Genomic DNA, 18,300 nt, shown 5'->3' with positions numbered 1-18,300 from the left:
TAGGGGAGGTTCCAGCGGCATTAGGTTCCCCCATCGCAGAAGCGGCAGCCACAGTGTCCCGAGCATTTACCCGCCCCCATTGCAAAGCAGCAGCGGACCAGAGCGCCACAGGTTGACTGAATGACAGGATACCGGGGGGGCGTGGTCCCTGTCGGATCGCCTGAAGCAAGCAGCTTGAGGGGCCACTTCAGCGGCGGCTTGGCTATGCAAGCCTTGGGGGGTGCATTTGCATCCCTTGCGCAGACCCACGAACAACAGGAAATCCTTTACATGACAAAGACTAAGCTGTCGCTTCCACGCCCAGCGCGGCGAAGCGTTCAGATCAGCCAGCTTCAGGCGCGGGAAAGCGAATTTCAGCCGCGCGGATCAGGGCTGGCCGAAAACCATGTTGCAGCCTTGGTGGATGCCTTGGAGCGGGGCGGGGTGCTGGACCGCATGGCCGTATGGGAAGACCCGGACAGCGGGACGCTGATTGTGGCCGACGGACACCACCGGCTGGCAGCATACCGACGCAAGCGATGGACCGGCCCCGTCCCTGTGGAAGTCTTCAAGTGCGACATGGTCACGGCGCGGCTGATCCCAATCAGGGACAATGCGAAGGACCGGCTGCCGCTCTCCCGCGAGGACAAGGGCAACTGGGCGTGGCGGCTGGTTGTCGCTGGCGGTCTTACGAAAGCTGACACGGCAGCGGCCTGCGGCGTCTCGGAAAGATCCGTTGCCTACATGCGCAGGACACTGAAGCAACTGGGCGAGACGGGTGCGGATGTTCCGCAGTCTTGGGCAGAAGCACAAGCGATGCTGCGGGGGGACGATCCCGCCGAGTGGAATGACGACGCACGGGATGAATGGCGACGGGCGATGATTGACGACGCAGACAGACAGTTCGGGGCAAGCCTGTCGCACCTTTGCCAGCGATCCCCAGAGGCAGCGGCAGAGTTGCTTCAGCGATGCGCAGGCGGAAAGCTGGCGGAGATTGCGGATTGGCTGGGGTATCGCCCTGCTAGCGGCGATGATGACAGCAACCCGTATGACGACCAATGGGACGAGGGCTGCCCAGCGGCGTTCTAAGCGGGCAAGGCGACAAGCAGCGGTCCATTCCTTACTCCAAAGAAGAGCAGGCATGTGCGGGCCTCTCAGGGGCACCGCTTCCGCATCTCTTCAGGTTCCCGAGAGGGGGGACCGGCGTGTCCCCGAGCTTTACCCTGGCGCGGAGGCCGATGGGACCCGGCGACATTTTCGGGCCGCATATCTGAATGCTTAACCCTATTCGGCGTTTCGCTGGAAATCCCCCATACGTTCCGCCACAGGCGCTTGGCTGGGAAAGAACTGACGCTTTAGGATTAATCCTGCTGCGCCGCCCAGCGCCTGAAGCTGTCTCAAAAACTGGGGGAAGGGGGGGGTGGGGGTAGGGACCACGCCTGCAATCCCCTGCCCGTTTCGTTCAGTGTCGGGCACTCTTGCTGCCGGGGCCGTGGGGGTGGGTCATGGTGACAGCTTCCATCTGCGCCTGCATCATTGCATCAGCGATGGTGTCGGCGGCGGCGTTGAACTGGGCGATTGCAGTCTCGATCTGCGCCAGCGCATCTTCATAGATGACGGAGACGACGCGGAGAGTGGCGAGGCGGGCGGCGTTGGTCGTGGGCATGGCTGTCTTTCATTGCACCAGAGGGGCGCAAGGGGTCCAATGCTATGCACATACGAATAGCAAACCCTTGCTTTCGTTGATAACTTCATCCTGACCATCCGTCAACGTGTCTCGCAGTATTAATGTGAGACTGTCCGCAAGGGTATAGGCTAGCAGACATGTAGAAACACGGCGGGAAGGGTGTCCACAAGGGTTGACTTCCATCTACGGACAGTCATATCAACGGACACAACCCTAACGGAAAGGCCTTCACCATGTCGCAGACCATCCTCTACGCCCGGGTCAGCACTGTCGACCAAACCCTTGACCATCAGCGGACACAGGCAGAGGCCGCGGGCTTCAAGATCGACGAGGTGGTGGCGGACCATGGGCAGTCGGGCGTCACGACAAAGCTGTCCGAACGTCCCGAAGGCAAACGCCTGTGGGATAAGCTGCGGCGCGGTGACGTGCTGGTTGTGCGGTGGGTGGACAGGCTGGGCCGCAACTATGAGGACGTGACCGATACAATCCGAGAGTTCATGCGGCGGGGCGTGGTAATCCGCACGGTGATTAACCGCATGGAGTTCAACGGAGCAACGGCAGAGCCAGTGCAGCAGGCCGTCAGGGACGCGCTCATTGCCTTCATGGCAGCGACAGCCCAGGCACAGGCGGAAGCCACGAAGGAAGCCCAGCGGGCCGGGATCGCCGCTGCAAAGGGCAGCCCCCAGAAGTATCGCGGCAGGAAGCCAGCCTATAACCGTGACACGCTGGACAGGGTCTTGAGAATGGATGCAGAGGGGGCGGGGACAAGCGCGATAGCCAAAGCAACCAGCCTTTCACGGCAGGCAGTCTTGCGGATCAAGGCAGACCCTGCGGCGGCAGCTGCGGTGCTGGCGAAGTGGGACAGCTAGGCGGGGGGTAAATCCGATATACCTAGTGGATACCCTTTGAGGCGAAACCTAAGAAGTTCTGAGGTTGTGCGTTCCACTGTATTTGTGCTTTCGTGCCTTGACAAAGCGACGGGGGCACAATGGCAAAAGCTGTTACGGTTATTGGGTGGGTCTTGCTTGCAGCGGGTGGCGGTGCTGTCCTGCTAGGGCTGGCTGGAATAGCAATCACAGAGGGGGTCGGCGCTGTGGTCCGGACCGTAAACCCGTTCAACATCGCGGGCTTTGTGGCTATCGTGGCGACGCTCGCGCCGGGTCTACTAATGCTGATGTGGGGAGAGCGCATCGCCGAGCGCAGGCGGGATCAGAACCCTTCGAGGTAGCCAGAGGCCACGAGCTGTTCCCACACGCGGCGCTGGGCGGCAACTAGCTGTTCTTCAAGCAGGCCGTGGTCATAGACCGAGTTGGATGTTCGCTGGCCTTCCCATCCCCCGAGATCGTTAATGTCCGCGTCACTGACCCCAGCGCGACGGGCAGCAGTGCGCCATGTGTGGCGGGTCGAGTGAAGCACAAGCCGACCGTCTGTGTCAGCGCCCAGCGTTTCGCGACGGAAACGGGTGAACCACTGCGAGACTGCCGCAGCTTTGCCAGAGGCGGGCTTGATCGGCCACTCGGGGAACAACCTACCCGACGCGCCATGTGCCGCCATACGGGCCGCTAGGAGCGTCTGAGCATCGGCCACAACCGGGACAAAGCGGAGGGCATTCGCGTTCTTGCCATGGGCGATCCGAAAGCCAGAGCCGTCAGCGCGGACCTGATCCGTCTTCAGCGTGGCAATTTCGTCAATGCGACAACCTGTGGCGAGGGCGAGGCGGATAAGATCGCCCTGGCGTGTGCCCCGGCCCGACGCGCCAAGCAACTTTGCGGACTCTTGCGGCTTGAAGTCTTCGCGAGACTGCGCGGCCTTCGCGGTGCGCTTGATACCGCTTCGGAAGACCCAAGGGTTGCCATATCTCTTGGGCGTCCTTCCCACATCGCCAGCCCAAATCCACACACCGGTAAGCAGGGTGATGTTCTTTTCCACTGTCTTCGCCGCCATCCCGTGCGGGTTGCGGTGTCCGGTCAGGCGGGGCAGGTATTCGACACGAAAGCGGCGGGCAGCGTCGGGTGTCAGGTCTTCAAGGCAGACCGTGTTGTCGGTGTCCCGAAGGAATGCCCGCAGATGCTTGGCAGCAGTCTTCAGGTTGTCGACCGTGGACTGACTGATCGGCTTGAAATGGGAGGGGTTTCCGGGGCGGCGGGCTTCGATGTATTCAGCAAGGGCACGTTCCAGCGGATACCCTTTCCCTGTGGCGACCCGAGAGAACCGCCGCAGTTGATCCACAAGGACGCCACGGGTGGCAGCAGCTTCCAGCCTGTCATGCAGCACCACTTCAAGCCCGCCGTGGGTATCGTCGGCATTCGCGGCTGCGTCTGCGGCAATCGCCTCCCGCCATTCAAAGGCTGACGGCAGCGAGAATGCACCCCTGTCGCCTTGCTGCGCTTCAAGTCGGCGCAAGTCACCCAAGAGAATGTCACGGCGTTTGCGGGCGTCGGACAGGTGACGGGTAGCAAGGCCGCGTTTGATCTCCCTGCCCAGCCGCTTGCCATCCCATGGATTGGGCAACCCCAACAGAGCGGGGGGCGTGATTATTCTGAACACCCAGCTTTTGCCGGGGCCGCGAGGTTGCACGAGATACTGCACGTCTTCAGCCTTCCTGTGGTCCATTTTGGACAACTTACGCTTGGGCATCAGCGGGAAAACCTTAACAATCTCAAGGGCTTGGGGATAGTGGCGGAGAGGGTGGGATTCGAACCCACGGAACCCTTGCAGGCTCAACGGTTTTCGAGACCGCCCCGTTCGACCACTCCGGCACCTCTCCGCGCTTTCTGGTGTGGTGGGGCGGAATTAGAGGGAGCGGGGTTGAAGCGCAAGGGGGATTTGACCAAAAAACGCCAAGCGCGAAGATTTTGTCCCGAAGGGAAACCGCATGCTGAACGTCATCGCGATCGTCGCAGGGATGGCGGTGCCGGGCGCTGTTGCCCAGGCACCGCTCTTGCCCCCGGCCACGCTTGTAGAGGCCAGGGTCTCTCCTTCCGACCGGGTGTGGCAGGCGCTTGACCTGCAGATGATCATGCCGATCCTGCGCGACGAGGCGGTTGCCGAAGCCGCGGACATGGAGGCCGACGGTCTGATCGCCGGTGCCGGCAAGCCCTGGGCCGAAGCTGTGGCCGATGTCCACGACGTCGCGCGGCTGGAGGGTCTGTTCCGCGAGGGGATCGCGGCTGCTCTGTCGGCGGCTGATCCGTCGGCCATCGACCGGGGGCTGGCGTTTCAAGAAAGCGGCTTGGGGCGGCGGTTGCTGGACCTGGAACTGGCTGCCCGGCGTGCCATGCTGGACGATGAGGTCGAGGCGCAGGCGCGTGACGGGTTCGCACGCGCTCTGGCCCGGGGGGACCTTCGCGCGCAGCAGGTCCTGCGGCTGATCGACGAGGCCGACCTTGTCGCGCCGAATGTAACCGGGGCGCTGAACGCCTCGCTTGCCTTTTCCCGGGGCTTCGAGGAGGCGGGTGGGTTCGACATGCCGCTTTCGGAGGAACAGCTGCTGGCGGAGACCTTGGCGCAGCGTGGCCAGATCGAGGTCGAGACGGCCGAATGGCTGCGGTCCTACTTGCTGCTGTCCTATTCGTCGCTGAGCGATGCCGAGATGGAGACCTTCATCCGCTATGCGTCGTCGCGAGAGGGAAGGGCGGTCGCGCAGGTGCTGTTCGGCGCCTTCGACAGGGTTCTGCAGCGGACCTCGTTCGAGCTTGGCCTGGCAGCCGCCCTGCGGTTGCAGGGGCGGGAGCTTTGATCGCCCTGACCGGGCCGCTGGCGTCACCCGCCGTGATGGACGCGTTGCAACTCACGGAAACGCCGCTGACCCTGCACGCGACGCTGTCGGGACGCGGGGCGGGCGCGGATCGCGGGGACTGGCCGGTCCTGACGCCGGGCGGTGCGCCTCTGGCTGCGATGGGCGTCGTGCCGAACGGCGCGCTGATGCGCTATATCGCGGTCATGGGGCTGGCCGGCCATGCGCTGGACGGGCAGCAGGTGCTGGGCATCGCGGGCATCGGCCAGCCAGCGGGGCCGCCGTGGTCGGCGGAGCCGTCCCGGCAGGAACTGGCGGCCGAGATCGCGCGCCAGATCGTTGCGTCACCGCCGGAACTGAGCGCCGATCACCTGGCCCGGCGCCTGCCGATGATCGGCATCTGGGCGTCCAGCCGCCTGCGGGCTGCGCGGATGCAGCCATCTGGCGACGGCATCGTGGCCCCTCCGGAAGCCGATGCGGTCCGTGTGATCGAACGGCATACCCGGTTCTCGGGCTACTTTGCGGTCGAGGAGCGCCGCCTGACCCATGCGCTGCACGAGGGCGGCCACAGCCCGGTCGTGACGCGAGAGGCTTTCCTGATGGGCGATGCGGCGGTTCTTCTGCCGTGGGACCCCCATCGTGACCGCGTCCTGCTGGTCGAGCAGTTCCGCTTTGCCCCGGCGGTCCGGGGCGATCCGCAGCCTTGGCTGCTGGAACCGGTAGCAGGCCGCGTCGATACCGGCGAGACGGTCGAGGATGCGCTGCGTCGCGAGGCGCGCGAGGAGGCGGCGCTAGACGTCGGGCGGTTGTTCCCGGCCGCCAGCATCTACCCCAGCCCCGGCGCGGTGTGCGAGTTCATCTATCACTATGTCGGCATCGCGGACTTGCCCGACGGCAGCGCCGGCATCCACGGCGCGGCCAGCGAATCCGAGGACATCCGCGGGCACCTGATCCCGCGCGCGCAGTTGTCGGCCATGGTCGAGGACGGGCAGATCACCAACGGTCCCCTTGTTCTTCTGTCGCTGTGGCTGGATGCGCGGGCGGACCGGCTTCGCGCGGAACTAGGGGCGCTCTGATCCCGTTTTGTGCCGGGGTTGCCCCCCTGCCGCCGGCATGTGTAGGTATTCGGAACGTTGAACCCCCTCGGAAAGAAGGTCGCTCGCCATGCGAATCTGTTCTGATCTGGCCGATGCGATCGGCAACACGCCGCTGATCCGGCTCAACCGCGCGAGCGACGAAACCGGGTGCGAGATCCTGGGCAAGGCCGAGTTCATGAACCCGGGCCAGTCGGTGAAGGACCGGGCCGCGCTCTATATAGTCAAGGACGCGGTGGCACGCGGCGCCCTGCGGCCGGGCGGCACCATCGTCGAGGGGACGGCGGGCAACACCGGCATCGGGCTTGCGCTTGTCGGCGCCTCGATGGGCTTTCGGTCGGTGATCGTGATCCCCGAGACGCAGAGCCAGGAAAAGAAGGACATGCTCCGCCTGGCAGGGGCCACGCTGGTCGAGGTGCCCGCCGCCCCCTACAAGAACCCCAACAACTACGTCCGCTATTCGGGCAGACTGGCCGAGGCGCTGGCCAAAACGGAACCTAACGGCGCGATCTGGGCCAACCAGTTCGACAACACCGCCAACCGGCTTGCGCATGTCAAGACGACGGCCCCCGAGATCTGGGAGCAGACGGGCGGCAAGGTCGACGGCTTCGTCTGCGCGGTCGGATCGGGTGGGACGCTGGCCGGTGTGGCGGACGTGTTGCAGCCGAAGGGCGTCAGGATCGGCCTTGCCGATCCAGAGGGCGCCGCGCTGCATTCCTTCTATACCACCGGCGAATTCGAAAGCCCCGGCAGTTCGATCACCGAAGGCATCGGCCAGGGCCGCATCACGGCCAATCTCGAAGGGTTCACGCCCGACTTCAGCTGGCGCATCTCCGATGCCGAGGCGCTGCCGATCGTCTTCGACCTTCTCAAGTACGAGGGGCTGTGCCTGGGCGGATCGTCGGGCATCAACGTCGCCGGCGCCATCCGCATGGCGCGCGAGATGGGGCCCGGCCACACGATCGTGACGATCCTGTGCGATTACGGCAACCGCTACCAGACGAAGCTGTTCAACCCCGACTTCCTGCGCGCCAAGGGGCTGCCGGTCCCGGATTGGCTGACGCGCCCTGCGCCGGAACTTCCCGAAGTCTTCCAAGGCTGAAAGAACTCATGCGACACCTTCTTGCCGCGATCTTCGTGGCGCTGCTGATCATGTTCGCCGGGCCTTCTATGGCCCAGCAAGCCACCCCACTGAACTACGAGACCTGGGAACAGGTGGCCGACGACAGCGAGGAGCTTGCCTCGAACTCACGGGCGACCGACGAGGAACTGGCCCGGGCCCGCGATCAGGTCGTCGAATGGCGTGGTCGGCTGGAAGAAGGGCAGTCCTTCAATGCCGAGCGCATCAACACGCTGCGCAACCAGATCCAGTCTCTCGGTCCTGTTCCGGCCGAGGGCGAGACCGAGGACCCCGATGTCGCGGCCCGTCGCGCCGAGTTGAACCAGCAGCTGTCGACCGCCCAGGCCCCGCGCCTGGCCGCCGTTGAGGCCGAAAGCCGCGCCAGCTCGATCATCGCCCAGATCGACGAGATCATCCGCAAGCGTCAGGCGCTGGAGCTGATGAAGCTGTCGCCGTCACCGCTGCTGCCCGCCAGCCTAGGCGATGCCGTCGGTGACGGGTTGACCCTGCTGGACGGCGTGGTGTCCGAGGTTTCCGGCGCCAATGCCACGCCCGAAACCTGGGCTGACCTGCGTCCGCGCCTGCCGGTCGTGTTTCTTTATCTTGTCGCCGCAGGCCTCATCCTCACCCTGGGACGGTCGTGGATTGGCAGCCTTCCGTCGCGCCTGTCGGTCAGGGCGTCGCGCCATTCGCGCGCGGTTCTTGCTTTCGTCGTGTCGCTCGGCCAGATCGTGATCCCCATGATCGGCGTCTACCTCGCGATCCGCGCGATCAAGGCAACGGGGCTTCCGGGTCCGTGGACGACGCCGCTTCTCAGCACGCTTCCCGGCGCGGCCGTGATCCTCTTTGGCGGGATCTGGATGGCGCGGGCGCTGTTCCCGCGGCAGGCTATTGCCTATACCTCGTTGCAGATGACGGAATCCAGCCGGGTCTCGGCAGGGCACATGGTCACTACGCTGGCGCTGCTGATGGCGGTACACCACGTCCTGTCGCGCGCCGTCCTGCCGCTTTCCGGCCTCTATGAGCGTGGCGAGGCACAGGTCAGCCGCGTCCCGGTAGAGTTCAGCGAAGGCGCGGCAGGGCTGTGGCACCTGGTCCTGGGCGTGCTTGCCGCACTGGCGATGGTGCGGCTCGGCAACATCCTGCGGCGCCTGACCCACGAAGCGGTGACGCAGGACCTGTCCTATCGCCACCGCATCGCCGCCTGGGCTGGCGTCCTGACGCGCCTGATCGGCCCGGTGGCCGTGCTGGCCATGGCCATCGGCTATGTCAACTTGGGCAACCTTCTGATCTGGCCTTGGATCCTGTCGCTGGCGCTGGTCGGCCTGCTGATCCTGTTGCAGGATTTCGTCGCCGACGTCTTCGACATGTTCTATCGCGGGGCCGAGGGGGCACGCGACGGGCTTGCCCCGCTGCTCAGCGGCTTCGCGCTGGTGCTGCTGTTTATTCCGCTGTTCCTGATGATCTGGGGCGCCTCTCCCGAGGTGCTGGCCGAATATTGGGTCAGCTTCCGCAACGGCATCAGCCTGGGCGGAGTGACGCTGTCGCCGGGCGCCATCCTGACGTTCCTGGTCATCTTTGCCATCGGCTTCCTGCTGACGCGGGGCGTGCAAGGGGCGTTCCGGAACTCGATCCTGCCCAAGACCAAGCTCGATCCCGGCGGCCAGAACGCCGTGATCTCGGGCCTGGGTTACGTCGGCATCCTGCTGGCGGCGATCCTGGCGGTCACCTCGGCGGGGATCGACCTGTCGGCCTTTGCCATCGTCGCCGGTGCGCTGTCGGTCGGCATCGGCTTCGGCCTTCAGAACATCGTTTCGAACTTCGTCAGCGGGATCATCCTGCTGATCGAGCGTCCCGTGAGCGTGGGCGACTGGGTCAGCGCTGGCGGTCAGCAGGGCATCGTCAAGAAGATCTCGGTTCGCGCGACGATGGTCGAGACCTTCGACAAGACCGAGGTCATCGTTCCGAACAGCGACTTCATCAGCCAATCGGTGACGAACTGGACGCGTCACAACAAGGTCGGCCGGATCATCATCCCGGTCGGCGTCGCCTATGGCAGCGACACCCGCAAGGTCGAGCGTATCCTGACCGAGATCGCCGGGGATCACCCCCTGGTGTCGATCGATCCGGCGCCCGCGGTCCTTTTCCGGGGGCTTGGCGCGGATTCGCTCGACTTCGAGATCCGGGCGATCCTAGGCGACGTCGGTACCGGCCTCGGCGTGACGTCTGACCTGCTCCACGAGATCGTGCGCCGGTTTGCGGATGACGGCATCGAGATCCCCTTTGCACAGCGCGACATCTGGCTGCGCAACCCCGAGGCGCTGTCCGGCAGCATGGCTGCCGACAAGCCGCGCGAACTGCCCAGCACCGGGCCATCCAGCCCGGACGCGGCGCTTGTCCGGGGCGGTGCCGAGGCCGCGCCGGGCCTGCCCGACGATGGTGCCGAGGGGCGATAACAACCCGGCAGGATCAGGGCCACGGTCCCGACCTTGTTGGACGCTGCCGATTTCAGTCATTGCATGGCAAGACCGCCGAAGCGTCAGGCCACCAGGCGTCTCTCGTCGGCATCGCCGCTGCCGTCATCCGGAAGCCCCTCGCGGGAGAGCATGACGGCCACGGCCCTCAGCCAGGGAATGTGGGCGCAGATTATCATCAGCGCCACCATGATCGGCACGGCCAGGAACATTCCCGGCACCCCCCAGACCGCCCCCCAGAAGGCCAGCGACAGGATGATCCCGAAGCTGGACAGCCGCAGCGTCTGGCCCAGCAGCATCGGGTCCAGGATGTTGCCGATCACGAACTGCGTCGCGGTGCACAGAAGGGCCACGATCATCGTCGGCGTCGTGTCGCCGGTCAGCACGAAGGCCAGGATCGCCGCGATTACGGTGGCGACGATCGACCCGACCGAGGGAATGAAGTTCAGGATGAAGGTCAGGATGGCCACGGCGGTGGCAAGCTCCAGCCCCATCACGCGGAAGATCAGCCAGACGATGCCCGCGGTGACGGCGCTGACGCCGGTCTTGACCACCAGATAGCGGTTCACACGGTGCATGATCGACGAGATGATGCGCCTGATCTGCAGCGCCTTTTCGCGGTCCTCGGCCAGCCGCTCGACCTTGATCGGAAACCACACCTGCTCGGCGAACATGAAGCCCACGAACAGGATCACCAGCACGCTGCCCGACAGGATGCCCGAGGCCTGTCCCGCAAGCGACCGGATCCAGCCGGTGATGTTGAAGTTGCTCAACGCGGTGATGATCCGCTCCTGCGCCTCCGGGCCAAGACGTTCGGTCAGGGCGGGCAGGGCGGCCTGCGCCTGTTCGGCATAGGTGATGGCCAGGAAGACAATCTCGTTCACCTGCGCCAGGATCGTGGTCGAGATCCACAGAAGCCCCAGTGCGATGCCGATCAGGGCCAGCGTCGTCGCCAGCCATTTCGCGACCTTGAGCCGGGACGAGATGGCGTGGATGGCGTCCGACGTCAGCGAGAACAGGATGATGGCGATGGCCAGCGAGATCAGGATGAAGCGCGCCTGGACCAGCATGAACAGCAGCAGCGAAAAGGCGATCAGGCCCAGAAAGCCGGTCTGAAGCCGCTCTCGCAGCACGGTTTCGTTCTGATGCTCCACGCCTGTCCCCACGGTAAAGAAAACCCCGAACCCGTTTGTCGGGGCCGGGGCGGATGATCCTAGTCCTGCTGGTCGTCCGGCAAGGCTTCGGCGACGCCCTGTTCGGCCACCCGTGCGACCGAGACCACGACCTCTCCGGCGGCGGTGTTGAAGACGCGGACACCGCCGGCGCTGCGCGACCTGAAGCTGATGCCGTTCACCGGGACGCGGATCGACTGGCCGGTCGAGGTCGCCAGCATGATCTGGTCGTCCATCTCGACCGGGAAGCTGGCCACCAGCGGCCCGCCCCGCATTGCGCGGTCCATTGCCATGACGCCTTGGCCGCCGCGCCCGCGCACCGGGTAATCGTGGCTGGAGCTGATCTTGCCCGCCCCTTTCGCGGTGATCGTCAGGATCAGGTCTTCGGCCGCCGACATCTGGGCGTAGCGCTCCTGCGTGATGCTGCCCTCGGGGGCGGCGTCCTCGTCCTCGTCGGCCTCGGCGCCGTCGTCCAGCGCGCCTTCGACGGCACGGCGCATCTTCAGATAGGCCACGCGCTCGGACGGGTCGGCCTCGAAGTGGCGGATGATCGCCATGCTGACGACGCTGTCCTCATCCGCAAGGCGGATGCCCCTGACGCCGGTCGAACTGCGGCTCTGGAAGACGCGCAGGTCGGTGGCGGGGAAGCGGATCGCGCGGCCCTTGGCCGTCACCAGCATGATATCGTCGTCATCGGTCGCCAGCCGCACGCCGATCAGGCTGACCCCGTCGGGGAGCTTCATGGCGATTTTGCCGTTCCGCATGATGTTGGTGAAGTCCGACAACGCGTTGCGGCGCACGTCGCCCTGATCGGTCGCAAAGACGACGTGATACCGATCCCATTCGGATTCCGGCGCGTCCATCGGCAGCAGGGCCGCGATGCTGACGCCCGAGTCGATGGGCAGGATATTGACCATCGCCTTGCCGCGTGACGTGCGGCCGCCAAGCGGCAGCCGCCAGGTCTTCAGCCGATAGACCATCCCGTCGGTGGTGAAGAACAGCAGTTCGGTATGGGTGTTGGCCACGAACAGCGTGGTGACCACGTCGTCTTCCTTGGTGGCCATGCTGGACAGGCCCTTGCCGCCACGCCGCTGCGCGCGGAACTCGGCCAGCGCCGTGCGCTTGATATAGCCGCCCGAGGTGATGGTGACGACCATGTCCTCGCGCTCGATCAGGTCCTCGTCCATCATGTCGCCGGACCAGTCGGCGATCTCGGTCCGGCGCGGGACGGCGAACAGGTTGCGGACTTCGCGCAGCTCGTCCGAAATGATGCCCATGATCCGTTCGCGCGACGCGAGGATCGCCAGATAGTCGCGGATGCTGTCGGCCAGCGACTGCAGTTCGTCCGTGACCTCCTTGACGCCGATCTGGGTCAGGCGCTGCAGGCGCAGGTCCAGGATGGCGCGGGCCTGCGTTTCCGAGAGGTTGTAGGTCCCGTCCTCGTTCACCGGGTGCAGCGGGTCGTCGATCAGACGCAGGTATTCGACGATGTCGTGGGCGGGCCAGCGGCGCGCCATCAGCCGTTCGCGCGCCTCGGCGGCGTCGGCCGAGGACCGGATCGTCGCCACGATCTCGTCGACGTTGCTGACGGCGACCGCCAGACCGCAGAGGACGTGGCTGCGCTCGCGCGCCTTGCGCAGCTCGAAGGCGGTGCGGCGGGCGACCACTTCTTCGCGGAAGGTGATGAAGTGCGTCAGGAAATCCCGCAGGGCCAGCTGCTCGGGCCGACCGCCGTTGAGCGCGAGCATGTTGCAGCCGAAGGTGGTCTGCAGCTGGGTGAACCGGAACAGCTGGTTCAGTACCACGTCGGGCGTCGCGTCGCGCTTCAGCTCGACCACGACGCGGACGCCGTGGCGGTCGGATTCGTCCTGGACGGTGGCGATGCCCTCGACCTTCTTTTCCTTGGCCAGCTCGGCGATCCGCTCGATCAGGGTGGACTTGTTCACCTGGTAAGGGATCTCGTCGATGACGATGGCAAAGCGATCCTTGCGCGGTTCCTCGATATGGGTCTTGGCACGGATCATCACGCTGCCGCGGCCTTCCAGATAGGCCTTGCGCGCCCCGGATCGGCCCAGGATCGTGGCGCCCGTCGGAAAATCAGGCCCCGGAATGATCTCCAGCAGGCGTTCCGTCGGCATGTCGGGATCGGCAATCAGCTCCAGCGTGGCGTCGATGACCTCGCCCAGGTTGTGGGGCGGGATGTTCGTGGCCATGCCGACCGCGATGCCGCCCGCGCCGTTGACCAGCATGTTCGGAAAGCGCGCCGGCAGGACGGTGGGCTCGCGGTCCTTGCCGTCATAGTTGTCCTGGAAATCGACGGTGTCCTTGTCGATGTCCATCAGCAGGAAGTTGGCCGGCTTGTCCATCCGCACTTCGGTATAGCGCATGGCCGCGGCCGGATCGCCATCCATCGAACCAAAGTTGCCCTGACCGTCCAGCAGCGGCAGCGACATCGAGAACGTCTGCGCCATCCGGACCAGCGCGTCATAGATCGCGCTGTCGCCGTGGGGGTGATACTTGCCCATCACGTCGCCCACGGACCGGGCGGACTTGCGATAGGGCTTGTCGGCGGTGTTGCCGCTTTCGTCCATCGCGTACAGGATGCGGCGGTGAACCGGCTTCAGACCGTCGCGAAGGTCGGGGATCGCCCGGCTGACGATCACCGACATGGCATAGTCGAGATACGAGGTCCGCATCTCGGCGCTGATGTCGATCAGGGGGCCGTCGTGATGCATCACCACGCGCGCCTCCGTGCCACCATCCTCGCCATTTTCGGGGGTTGCGGGCAGATCGTCTTCTGGGGTGTCAGCCACGGGTATTCCTCAACATCTTGTTGCAGCCCGGTATAGCCGACCAGACGGCAAGGGGCAATCTGCCCCGGTCCGTAACCCCTGAAAACGGCCGCCTTCGCCCCCTCAGTTGCCGCGTTTCGCCCCCGTTGCCCAGAGGACGGCCAGCCCCGCCGAAAAGATTGCGTTCCACCCGGCCATCGAGATGCCGAGAAAGCTCCACGCGACTTCGTCGCAGCGCACGACGGGGGCCGCTTGCAGGCGGCTCATCAGGTCCTGCGTCGACATGGTCGCCAGATCGCCAACGCCGCCCGAACAATGGGCGGGGCCCGGCCACCAGGTCAGCTCGACGCCGACGTGATAGAGGGCCAGCCCCGCCGCGACGCCCGCCGCCAAAAGTCCCAGGATCGCCAGCGCGCGTACTCGTCCTGTCAGCCAGATCAGAAGGGCAACGACCACCGCCGCCACATGCGGCCAGCGTTGCAGGATGCACAGCTCGCAAGGCGCATAGCCCGCCGCCTGGAAGCCCAGGGCCGCGATCAGCAGGAATGCCGAACCGGCGCCGGCTGCGAAGGAAAGTTGTTTGCCGCTCACATGAACCTCAGTGCTGCGAAGCCGCCGATCAGGCAGGCCATGAAGACGGTGAAGACCAGCCCCAGCCGCCGCTCGATGAAGTCGCGGATGGGAGGGCCGAATTTCCACAGAAGGCCCGCCACGACAAGGAACCGCCCCGCGCGCCCCAGGATCGAGGTCAGGACGAACAGCGGCAGCGACAGCCCGACCGCGCCCGAGAAGATCGTGATGACCTTGAATGGAAAGGGCGTCAGCGCGGCGACTAGCACCGCCCAGCCCCCGTATTCGGCGAAGCTGACGGCCAGCTGGTCATAGGCGGCCTCTTTCCCATAGGCGGTCAGCACCCACTGGCCGACGGTGTCCATCAGCACCGCCCCGATCCAATAGCCCAGCAGCGCGCCCAGAACGGACCCGGCCGTGGCGATGCCGGCGATGATCCACGCCCTTGCGCGTTGCGCCAAGACCATCGGGATCATCAGCACGTCCGGCGGGATCGGAAAAAAGGAACTCTCGATGAAGCTGATCGTGAACAGCGAAGCCCCTGCGTGGCGGTGTGCCGCCAGACCCATCGTCCAGTCGTAAAGCCGTCTCAGCATCGCTGTCCCCTCGGCGTTCTTTTACCGCCGTGCATCCCCCGGGCGGCGCGGCCACGTCAAGCGTCTTGCGCAGGTATCTCGGTGCTGTGATGGTATCGGGGCGGATGGGCAATTCGGCGCCCGGCGGCAAGGCATCGGCGAATGGGGGGCTGGCAATGCAGTGGCGTGGACGGCGGGGCAGCCGCAACATCGAGGATCGGCGCGGCATGGGCCGGGCAGGGGGCGTCGGCATTGCCGGAACGCTGATCATCCTTGCGGTCGGATACTTCTTCGGCGTCGATGTGACGCCGCTGGTGCAGGGGCTGGACCAGTCGCAGGGCAGCGTCGAACTAACGCGCGAGGACGAGGAATGGGGCGAGTTCGTCTCGGTCGTGCTGGCCGACACCGAGGAGGTTTGGCGCCCGGTCCTGCGTGACCAGGCTGTAATGGAGTATGAGGACCCGACGCTGGTCCTGTTTCGGGGGGCGGTCCAGTCGGCCTGCGGGGGGGCGTCGTCGGCGATGGGGCCGTTCTATTGCCCGGGTGACCAGCGGGTCTACCTGGACACCGACTTCTTCGACATGATGGCGCAGCGCATGGGCGCAGGGGGCGACTTCGCCGCCGCCTATGTCATCGCGCATGAGGTTGGCCACCACGTCCAGAACCTGATCGGCGTCCTGGGAGAGGTCAACCGCCAACGCCCGGCCCTGTCCGAGGTCGAGGCGAACAGCCTCTCGGTCGCGACCGAGCTGCAGGCGGACTGCTTCGCGGGGATCTGGGCGCGACAGGCGCAGGAACGTTTCGGCACGCTGGACGTTGGTGACCTGGAAGAGGCGATGCGCGCGGCAGAGGCCGTCGGCGACGACGTGATCCAGGCCAATGCGGGGCGGACGCCGATTCCCGACAGCTTTACCCACGGGTCCGCAGAGCAGCGCCAGACCTGGCTGATGCGGGGGTTTCAGTCGGGCGACCTGAGACAATGTGACACGTTCGGCGCGGACGATCTGTGATTACGTCCACCGCAGGACAAAGGAGGACAAGATGGCGACGATCCTGACATTCGCGGGCCTCATGACGGCCTTCGGTATCACGCTGCACCTTGGTGCACCTCGGGCACGGCCGGTCGAGGTCCGCAACGACTAGCGCGGCAGCCGCGGCGCCCGGCCCTCGTCCAGCGTCGCCCAATCCGGCCAAAGGCCCAGCTTCTCCAGCGCCAGCAGCGCGAGGCCTGCCGCGACCACGGCCAGGACCAGCTTCACCATCTTGGCGCTTGGGGGATGGCGTGCCCATCTCGCGGCCCGCAGAAGCCAGATCAGGTTGTTCATCGCGCGCCTCGCCTGCTAAGTCCTGTCCGAATCGAAACAGACGCCGCGACGAAACTCAAGAGCTCCACGTGCCCCATCACCAGGACAGCCGCGACCTTCCCTATTCCGCCCGCCAGATGTACGACCTTGTCGCCGACATCGAAAGCTATCCGCAGTTTCTTCCCTGGAACAGTGCCGCCCGCATCCGATCACGCGAGACGCGCGCCGACGGGGCCGAGGAGATTGCCGCCGACCTTGTGATCAGCTTCAAGGTCTTCCGAGAACGCTTTGGCAGCCGCGTCGTTCTGTGGCCCGAGGATGAGGACGGGGTCCTGAAGATCGACACCGAGTATCTGGACGGGCCGTTCAAATACCTGCGCAGCGGGTGGTCGTTCCGGGACCGTCCAGAGGGCGGTTGCCATGTCGAGTTCTTCGTGGACTTCGAGTTCAAGAACGCCATCCTGCAGCGCCTGATCGGGGTGGTCTTCCAAGAAGCGATGCTGAGGATCGTGCGGGCGTTCGAGGAACGCGCGCGCAAGCTCTATTCCGGCGTGCAAGACATCGGCTGACGTAACCGCCGGGCTGCAAAGGGCCGCCGGTGGCGGCCCTTGCTTTGTCAGGTCAGCGCGGCTTTCAGCGCCTCGGCCTTGTCGGTGGCCTCCCAGCTGAACGCGGTGGCGCCGTTCAGCGCATAGGGCGCGCGGCCGAAATGGCCATAGCTTGCGGTCGGCCGATAGATCGGGTGCAGCAGGTCCAACTCGCGGATGATCGCGAAGGGCCGCAGGTCGAAGACCTCTCGCACGGCGGCGACGATCTTTTCGACCGGCACGGTCTCGGTGTCGAAGCAGTTGAGGCTGATCGAGGTCGGCTCGGCCACGCCGATGGCATAGCTGACCTGGATCTCGCACCGCTTGGCCAGTCCCGCTGCGACGATGTTCTTGGCAACCCAGCGGCCCGCATAGGCGGCCGAGCGGTCCACCTTGGACGGATCCTTGCCCGAAAATGCGCCCCCGCCGTGTCGGGCCATGCCGCCATAGCTGTCGACGATGATCTTGCGCCCGGTCAGGCCGCAGTCGCCGACGGGGCCGCCGATGACGAACTTGCCGGTGGGGTTGATGAAGAATTTCGTCTGCTCCGACAGCCAGTTCGACGGCAGGACCGGCTTGATGATCTCCTCGATCACCGCCTCGCGCAGGTCGGCCAGAGAGATTTCCGGGTTGTGCTGCGTGGACAGCACCACGGCGTCGATCCCGGCAGGACGCCCGTCCGCGCCATAGCGCAAGGTCACCTGCGACTTGGCGTCGGGGCGCAGCCAGGGCAGCGTCCCGTTGCGGCGGACCTTCGACTGACGCTCTACCAAGCGGTGGGCATAGGTGATCGGCGCGGGCATCAGGACGTCGGTTTCGTCCGAGGCATAGCCGAACATCAGGCCTTGGTCGCCGGCGCCCTGTTCTTCGAGGTTCGCGCGGTCAACCCCCTGATTGATTTCGGGGGATTGCTTGCCAATGATGTTGATCACCGAGCAGGTCGCGCCGTCGAAGCCCACGTTCGACGAGGTATAGCCGATCTCGTTGATGACGCTGCGGACGATTGACTCAAGGTCCACCCAGGCGCTGGTCGTGATCTCGCCCGAGATGATCGCCACCCCGGTCTTGACCATGGTTTCGCAGGCGACGCGGGCGCGTGCATCCTCGGCCAGGATCGCGTCGAGGATTGCATCGCTGATCTGGTCGGCGATCTTGTCGGGATGCCCCTCCGAGACGGACTCGGAGGTGAAAAGGGAATATTCGCTCATGG

The 18,300-nt window shown here is 65.3% G+C and carries 17 protein-coding genes and 1 tRNA gene; 9 read left to right on the top strand and 9 right to left on the bottom strand.

Annotated features, from left to right (window positions below; translation table 11 throughout):
- The first annotated feature begins 204 nt into the window (after positions 1–204).
- A complete protein-coding gene (locus tag OC159_RS08610; RefSeq protein ID WP_265500740.1) occupies positions 205–1,068 on the top strand; it encodes a ParB/RepB/Spo0J family partition protein in 864 nt (287 codons plus the stop codon).
- A gap of 373 nt (positions 1,069–1,441) precedes the next feature.
- Here OC159_RS08610 and OC159_RS08605 read toward each other — a convergent pair whose 3' ends face one another.
- On the bottom strand, positions 1,442–1,645 hold the full coding sequence (locus OC159_RS08605) for a hypothetical protein (protein ID WP_265500739.1): 204 nt from the start codon (positions 1,643–1,645) through the stop codon (positions 1,442–1,444).
- A gap of 254 nt (positions 1,646–1,899) precedes the next feature.
- On the opposite strand from OC159_RS08605, the gene OC159_RS08600 reads away from it, so the two are divergent.
- Entirely contained in the window at positions 1,900–2,535 is a 636-nt protein-coding gene (locus tag OC159_RS08600; protein WP_265500738.1) for a recombinase family protein, read from the top strand.
- Positions 2,536–2,654: 119 nt separating this feature from the next.
- Entirely contained in the window at positions 2,655–2,894 is a 240-nt protein-coding gene (locus OC159_RS08595; protein ID WP_265500737.1) for a hypothetical protein, read from the top strand.
- Here the strand turns inward: OC159_RS08595 and OC159_RS08590 are convergent.
- Both OC159_RS08590 and OC159_RS08585 read right to left on the bottom strand, forming a co-directional pair.
- Entirely contained in the window at positions 2,876–4,303 is a 1,428-nt protein-coding gene (locus tag OC159_RS08590) for a tyrosine-type recombinase/integrase (protein ID WP_265500736.1), read from the bottom strand. The genes OC159_RS08595 and OC159_RS08590 overlap by 19 nt on opposite strands.
- 40 nt (positions 4,304–4,343) lie before the next feature.
- Positions 4,344–4,433: transfer RNA gene (locus OC159_RS08585), tRNA-Ser, on the bottom strand.
- Positions 4,434–4,541: 108 nt separating this feature from the next.
- Here OC159_RS08585 and OC159_RS08580 point away from each other — a divergent pair.
- The 4 genes from OC159_RS08580 to OC159_RS08565 all read left to right on the top strand — a co-directional run bounded on the left by OC159_RS08580 (position 4,542) and on the right by OC159_RS08565 (position 10,072).
- The gene (locus tag OC159_RS08580; protein ID WP_265500735.1) at positions 4,542–5,405 is read left to right on the top strand and encodes a hypothetical protein; all 864 of its coding nucleotides are present in this window, start codon (positions 4,542–4,544) and stop codon (positions 5,403–5,405) included.
- A complete protein-coding gene (locus OC159_RS08575) occupies positions 5,402–6,478 on the top strand; it encodes an NUDIX domain-containing protein (RefSeq protein ID WP_265500734.1) in 1,077 nt (358 codons plus the stop codon). Before OC159_RS08580 ends, OC159_RS08575 begins: the two co-directional genes overlap by 4 nt.
- Before the next feature lie 88 nt (positions 6,479–6,566).
- Positions 6,567–7,598, top strand: a complete 1,032-nt coding sequence (locus tag OC159_RS08570; RefSeq protein WP_265500733.1) for a cysteine synthase A — start codon at positions 6,567–6,569, stop codon at positions 7,596–7,598.
- An 8-nt stretch (positions 7,599–7,606) separates the two neighbouring features.
- Positions 7,607–10,072, top strand: coding sequence for a DUF3772 domain-containing protein (locus tag OC159_RS08565; RefSeq protein ID WP_265500732.1), 2,466 nt, complete (start codon positions 7,607–7,609; stop codon positions 10,070–10,072).
- Between the two features lie 83 nt (positions 10,073–10,155).
- Here OC159_RS08565 and OC159_RS08560 read toward each other — a convergent pair whose 3' ends face one another.
- The 4 genes from OC159_RS08560 to OC159_RS08545 form a co-directional block, all read right to left on the bottom strand.
- Entirely contained in the window at positions 10,156–11,244 is a 1,089-nt protein-coding gene (locus OC159_RS08560; protein ID WP_265500731.1) for an AI-2E family transporter, read from the bottom strand.
- Positions 11,245–11,303: 59 nt separating this feature from the next.
- The gene (gene gyrA / locus OC159_RS08555) at positions 11,304–13,997 is read right to left on the bottom strand and encodes a DNA gyrase subunit A (RefSeq protein WP_265500752.1); all 2,694 of its coding nucleotides are present in this window, start codon (positions 13,995–13,997) and stop codon (positions 11,304–11,306) included.
- Positions 13,998–14,177: 180 nt separating this feature from the next.
- The gene (locus OC159_RS08550; RefSeq protein WP_265500730.1) at positions 14,178–14,645 is read right to left on the bottom strand and encodes a disulfide bond formation protein B; all 468 of its coding nucleotides are present in this window, start codon (positions 14,643–14,645) and stop codon (positions 14,178–14,180) included.
- Positions 14,642–15,220 (bottom strand): YqaA family protein, encoded by a 579-nt coding sequence (locus OC159_RS08545; RefSeq protein WP_265500728.1) that lies wholly within the window; start codon positions 15,218–15,220, stop codon positions 14,642–14,644. The genes OC159_RS08550 and OC159_RS08545 overlap by 4 nt, the downstream gene beginning before the upstream one ends.
- A gap of 155 nt (positions 15,221–15,375) precedes the next feature.
- On the opposite strand from OC159_RS08545, the gene ypfJ reads away from it, so the two are divergent.
- Entirely contained in the window at positions 15,376–16,209 is an 834-nt protein-coding gene (ypfJ, locus tag OC159_RS08540; protein WP_265500727.1) for a KPN_02809 family neutral zinc metallopeptidase, read from the top strand.
- Positions 16,210–16,338: 129 nt separating this feature from the next.
- Here ypfJ and OC159_RS08535 read toward each other — a convergent pair whose 3' ends face one another.
- The gene (locus tag OC159_RS08535) at positions 16,339–16,524 is read right to left on the bottom strand and encodes a hypothetical protein (protein WP_265500726.1); all 186 of its coding nucleotides are present in this window, start codon (positions 16,522–16,524) and stop codon (positions 16,339–16,341) included.
- Between the two features lie 68 nt (positions 16,525–16,592).
- Here OC159_RS08535 and OC159_RS08530 point away from each other — a divergent pair, with 68 nt between their 5' ends.
- Entirely contained in the window at positions 16,593–17,072 is a 480-nt protein-coding gene (locus OC159_RS08530) for a type II toxin-antitoxin system RatA family toxin (RefSeq protein ID WP_265500725.1), read from the top strand.
- A 47-nt stretch (positions 17,073–17,119) separates the two neighbouring features.
- Here the strand turns inward: OC159_RS08530 and metK are convergent, their stop codons facing one another.
- Positions 17,120–18,298 carry a methionine adenosyltransferase gene (metK, locus tag OC159_RS08525; protein ID WP_265500723.1) on the bottom strand — a complete coding sequence of 393 codons (1,179 nt, stop codon included), beginning with the start codon at positions 18,296–18,298 and terminating at the stop codon, positions 17,120–17,122.
- Positions 18,299–18,300 lie beyond the last annotated feature (2 nt).

Source organism: Paracoccus beibuensis, assembly GCF_026162625.1.
Taxonomy (GTDB): Bacteria; Pseudomonadota; Alphaproteobacteria; order Rhodobacterales; family Rhodobacteraceae; genus Paracoccus; species Paracoccus beibuensis.
Note: the sequence above shows the minus strand (reverse complement) of the source record. Positions and strands in the feature narration are given on the sequence as shown.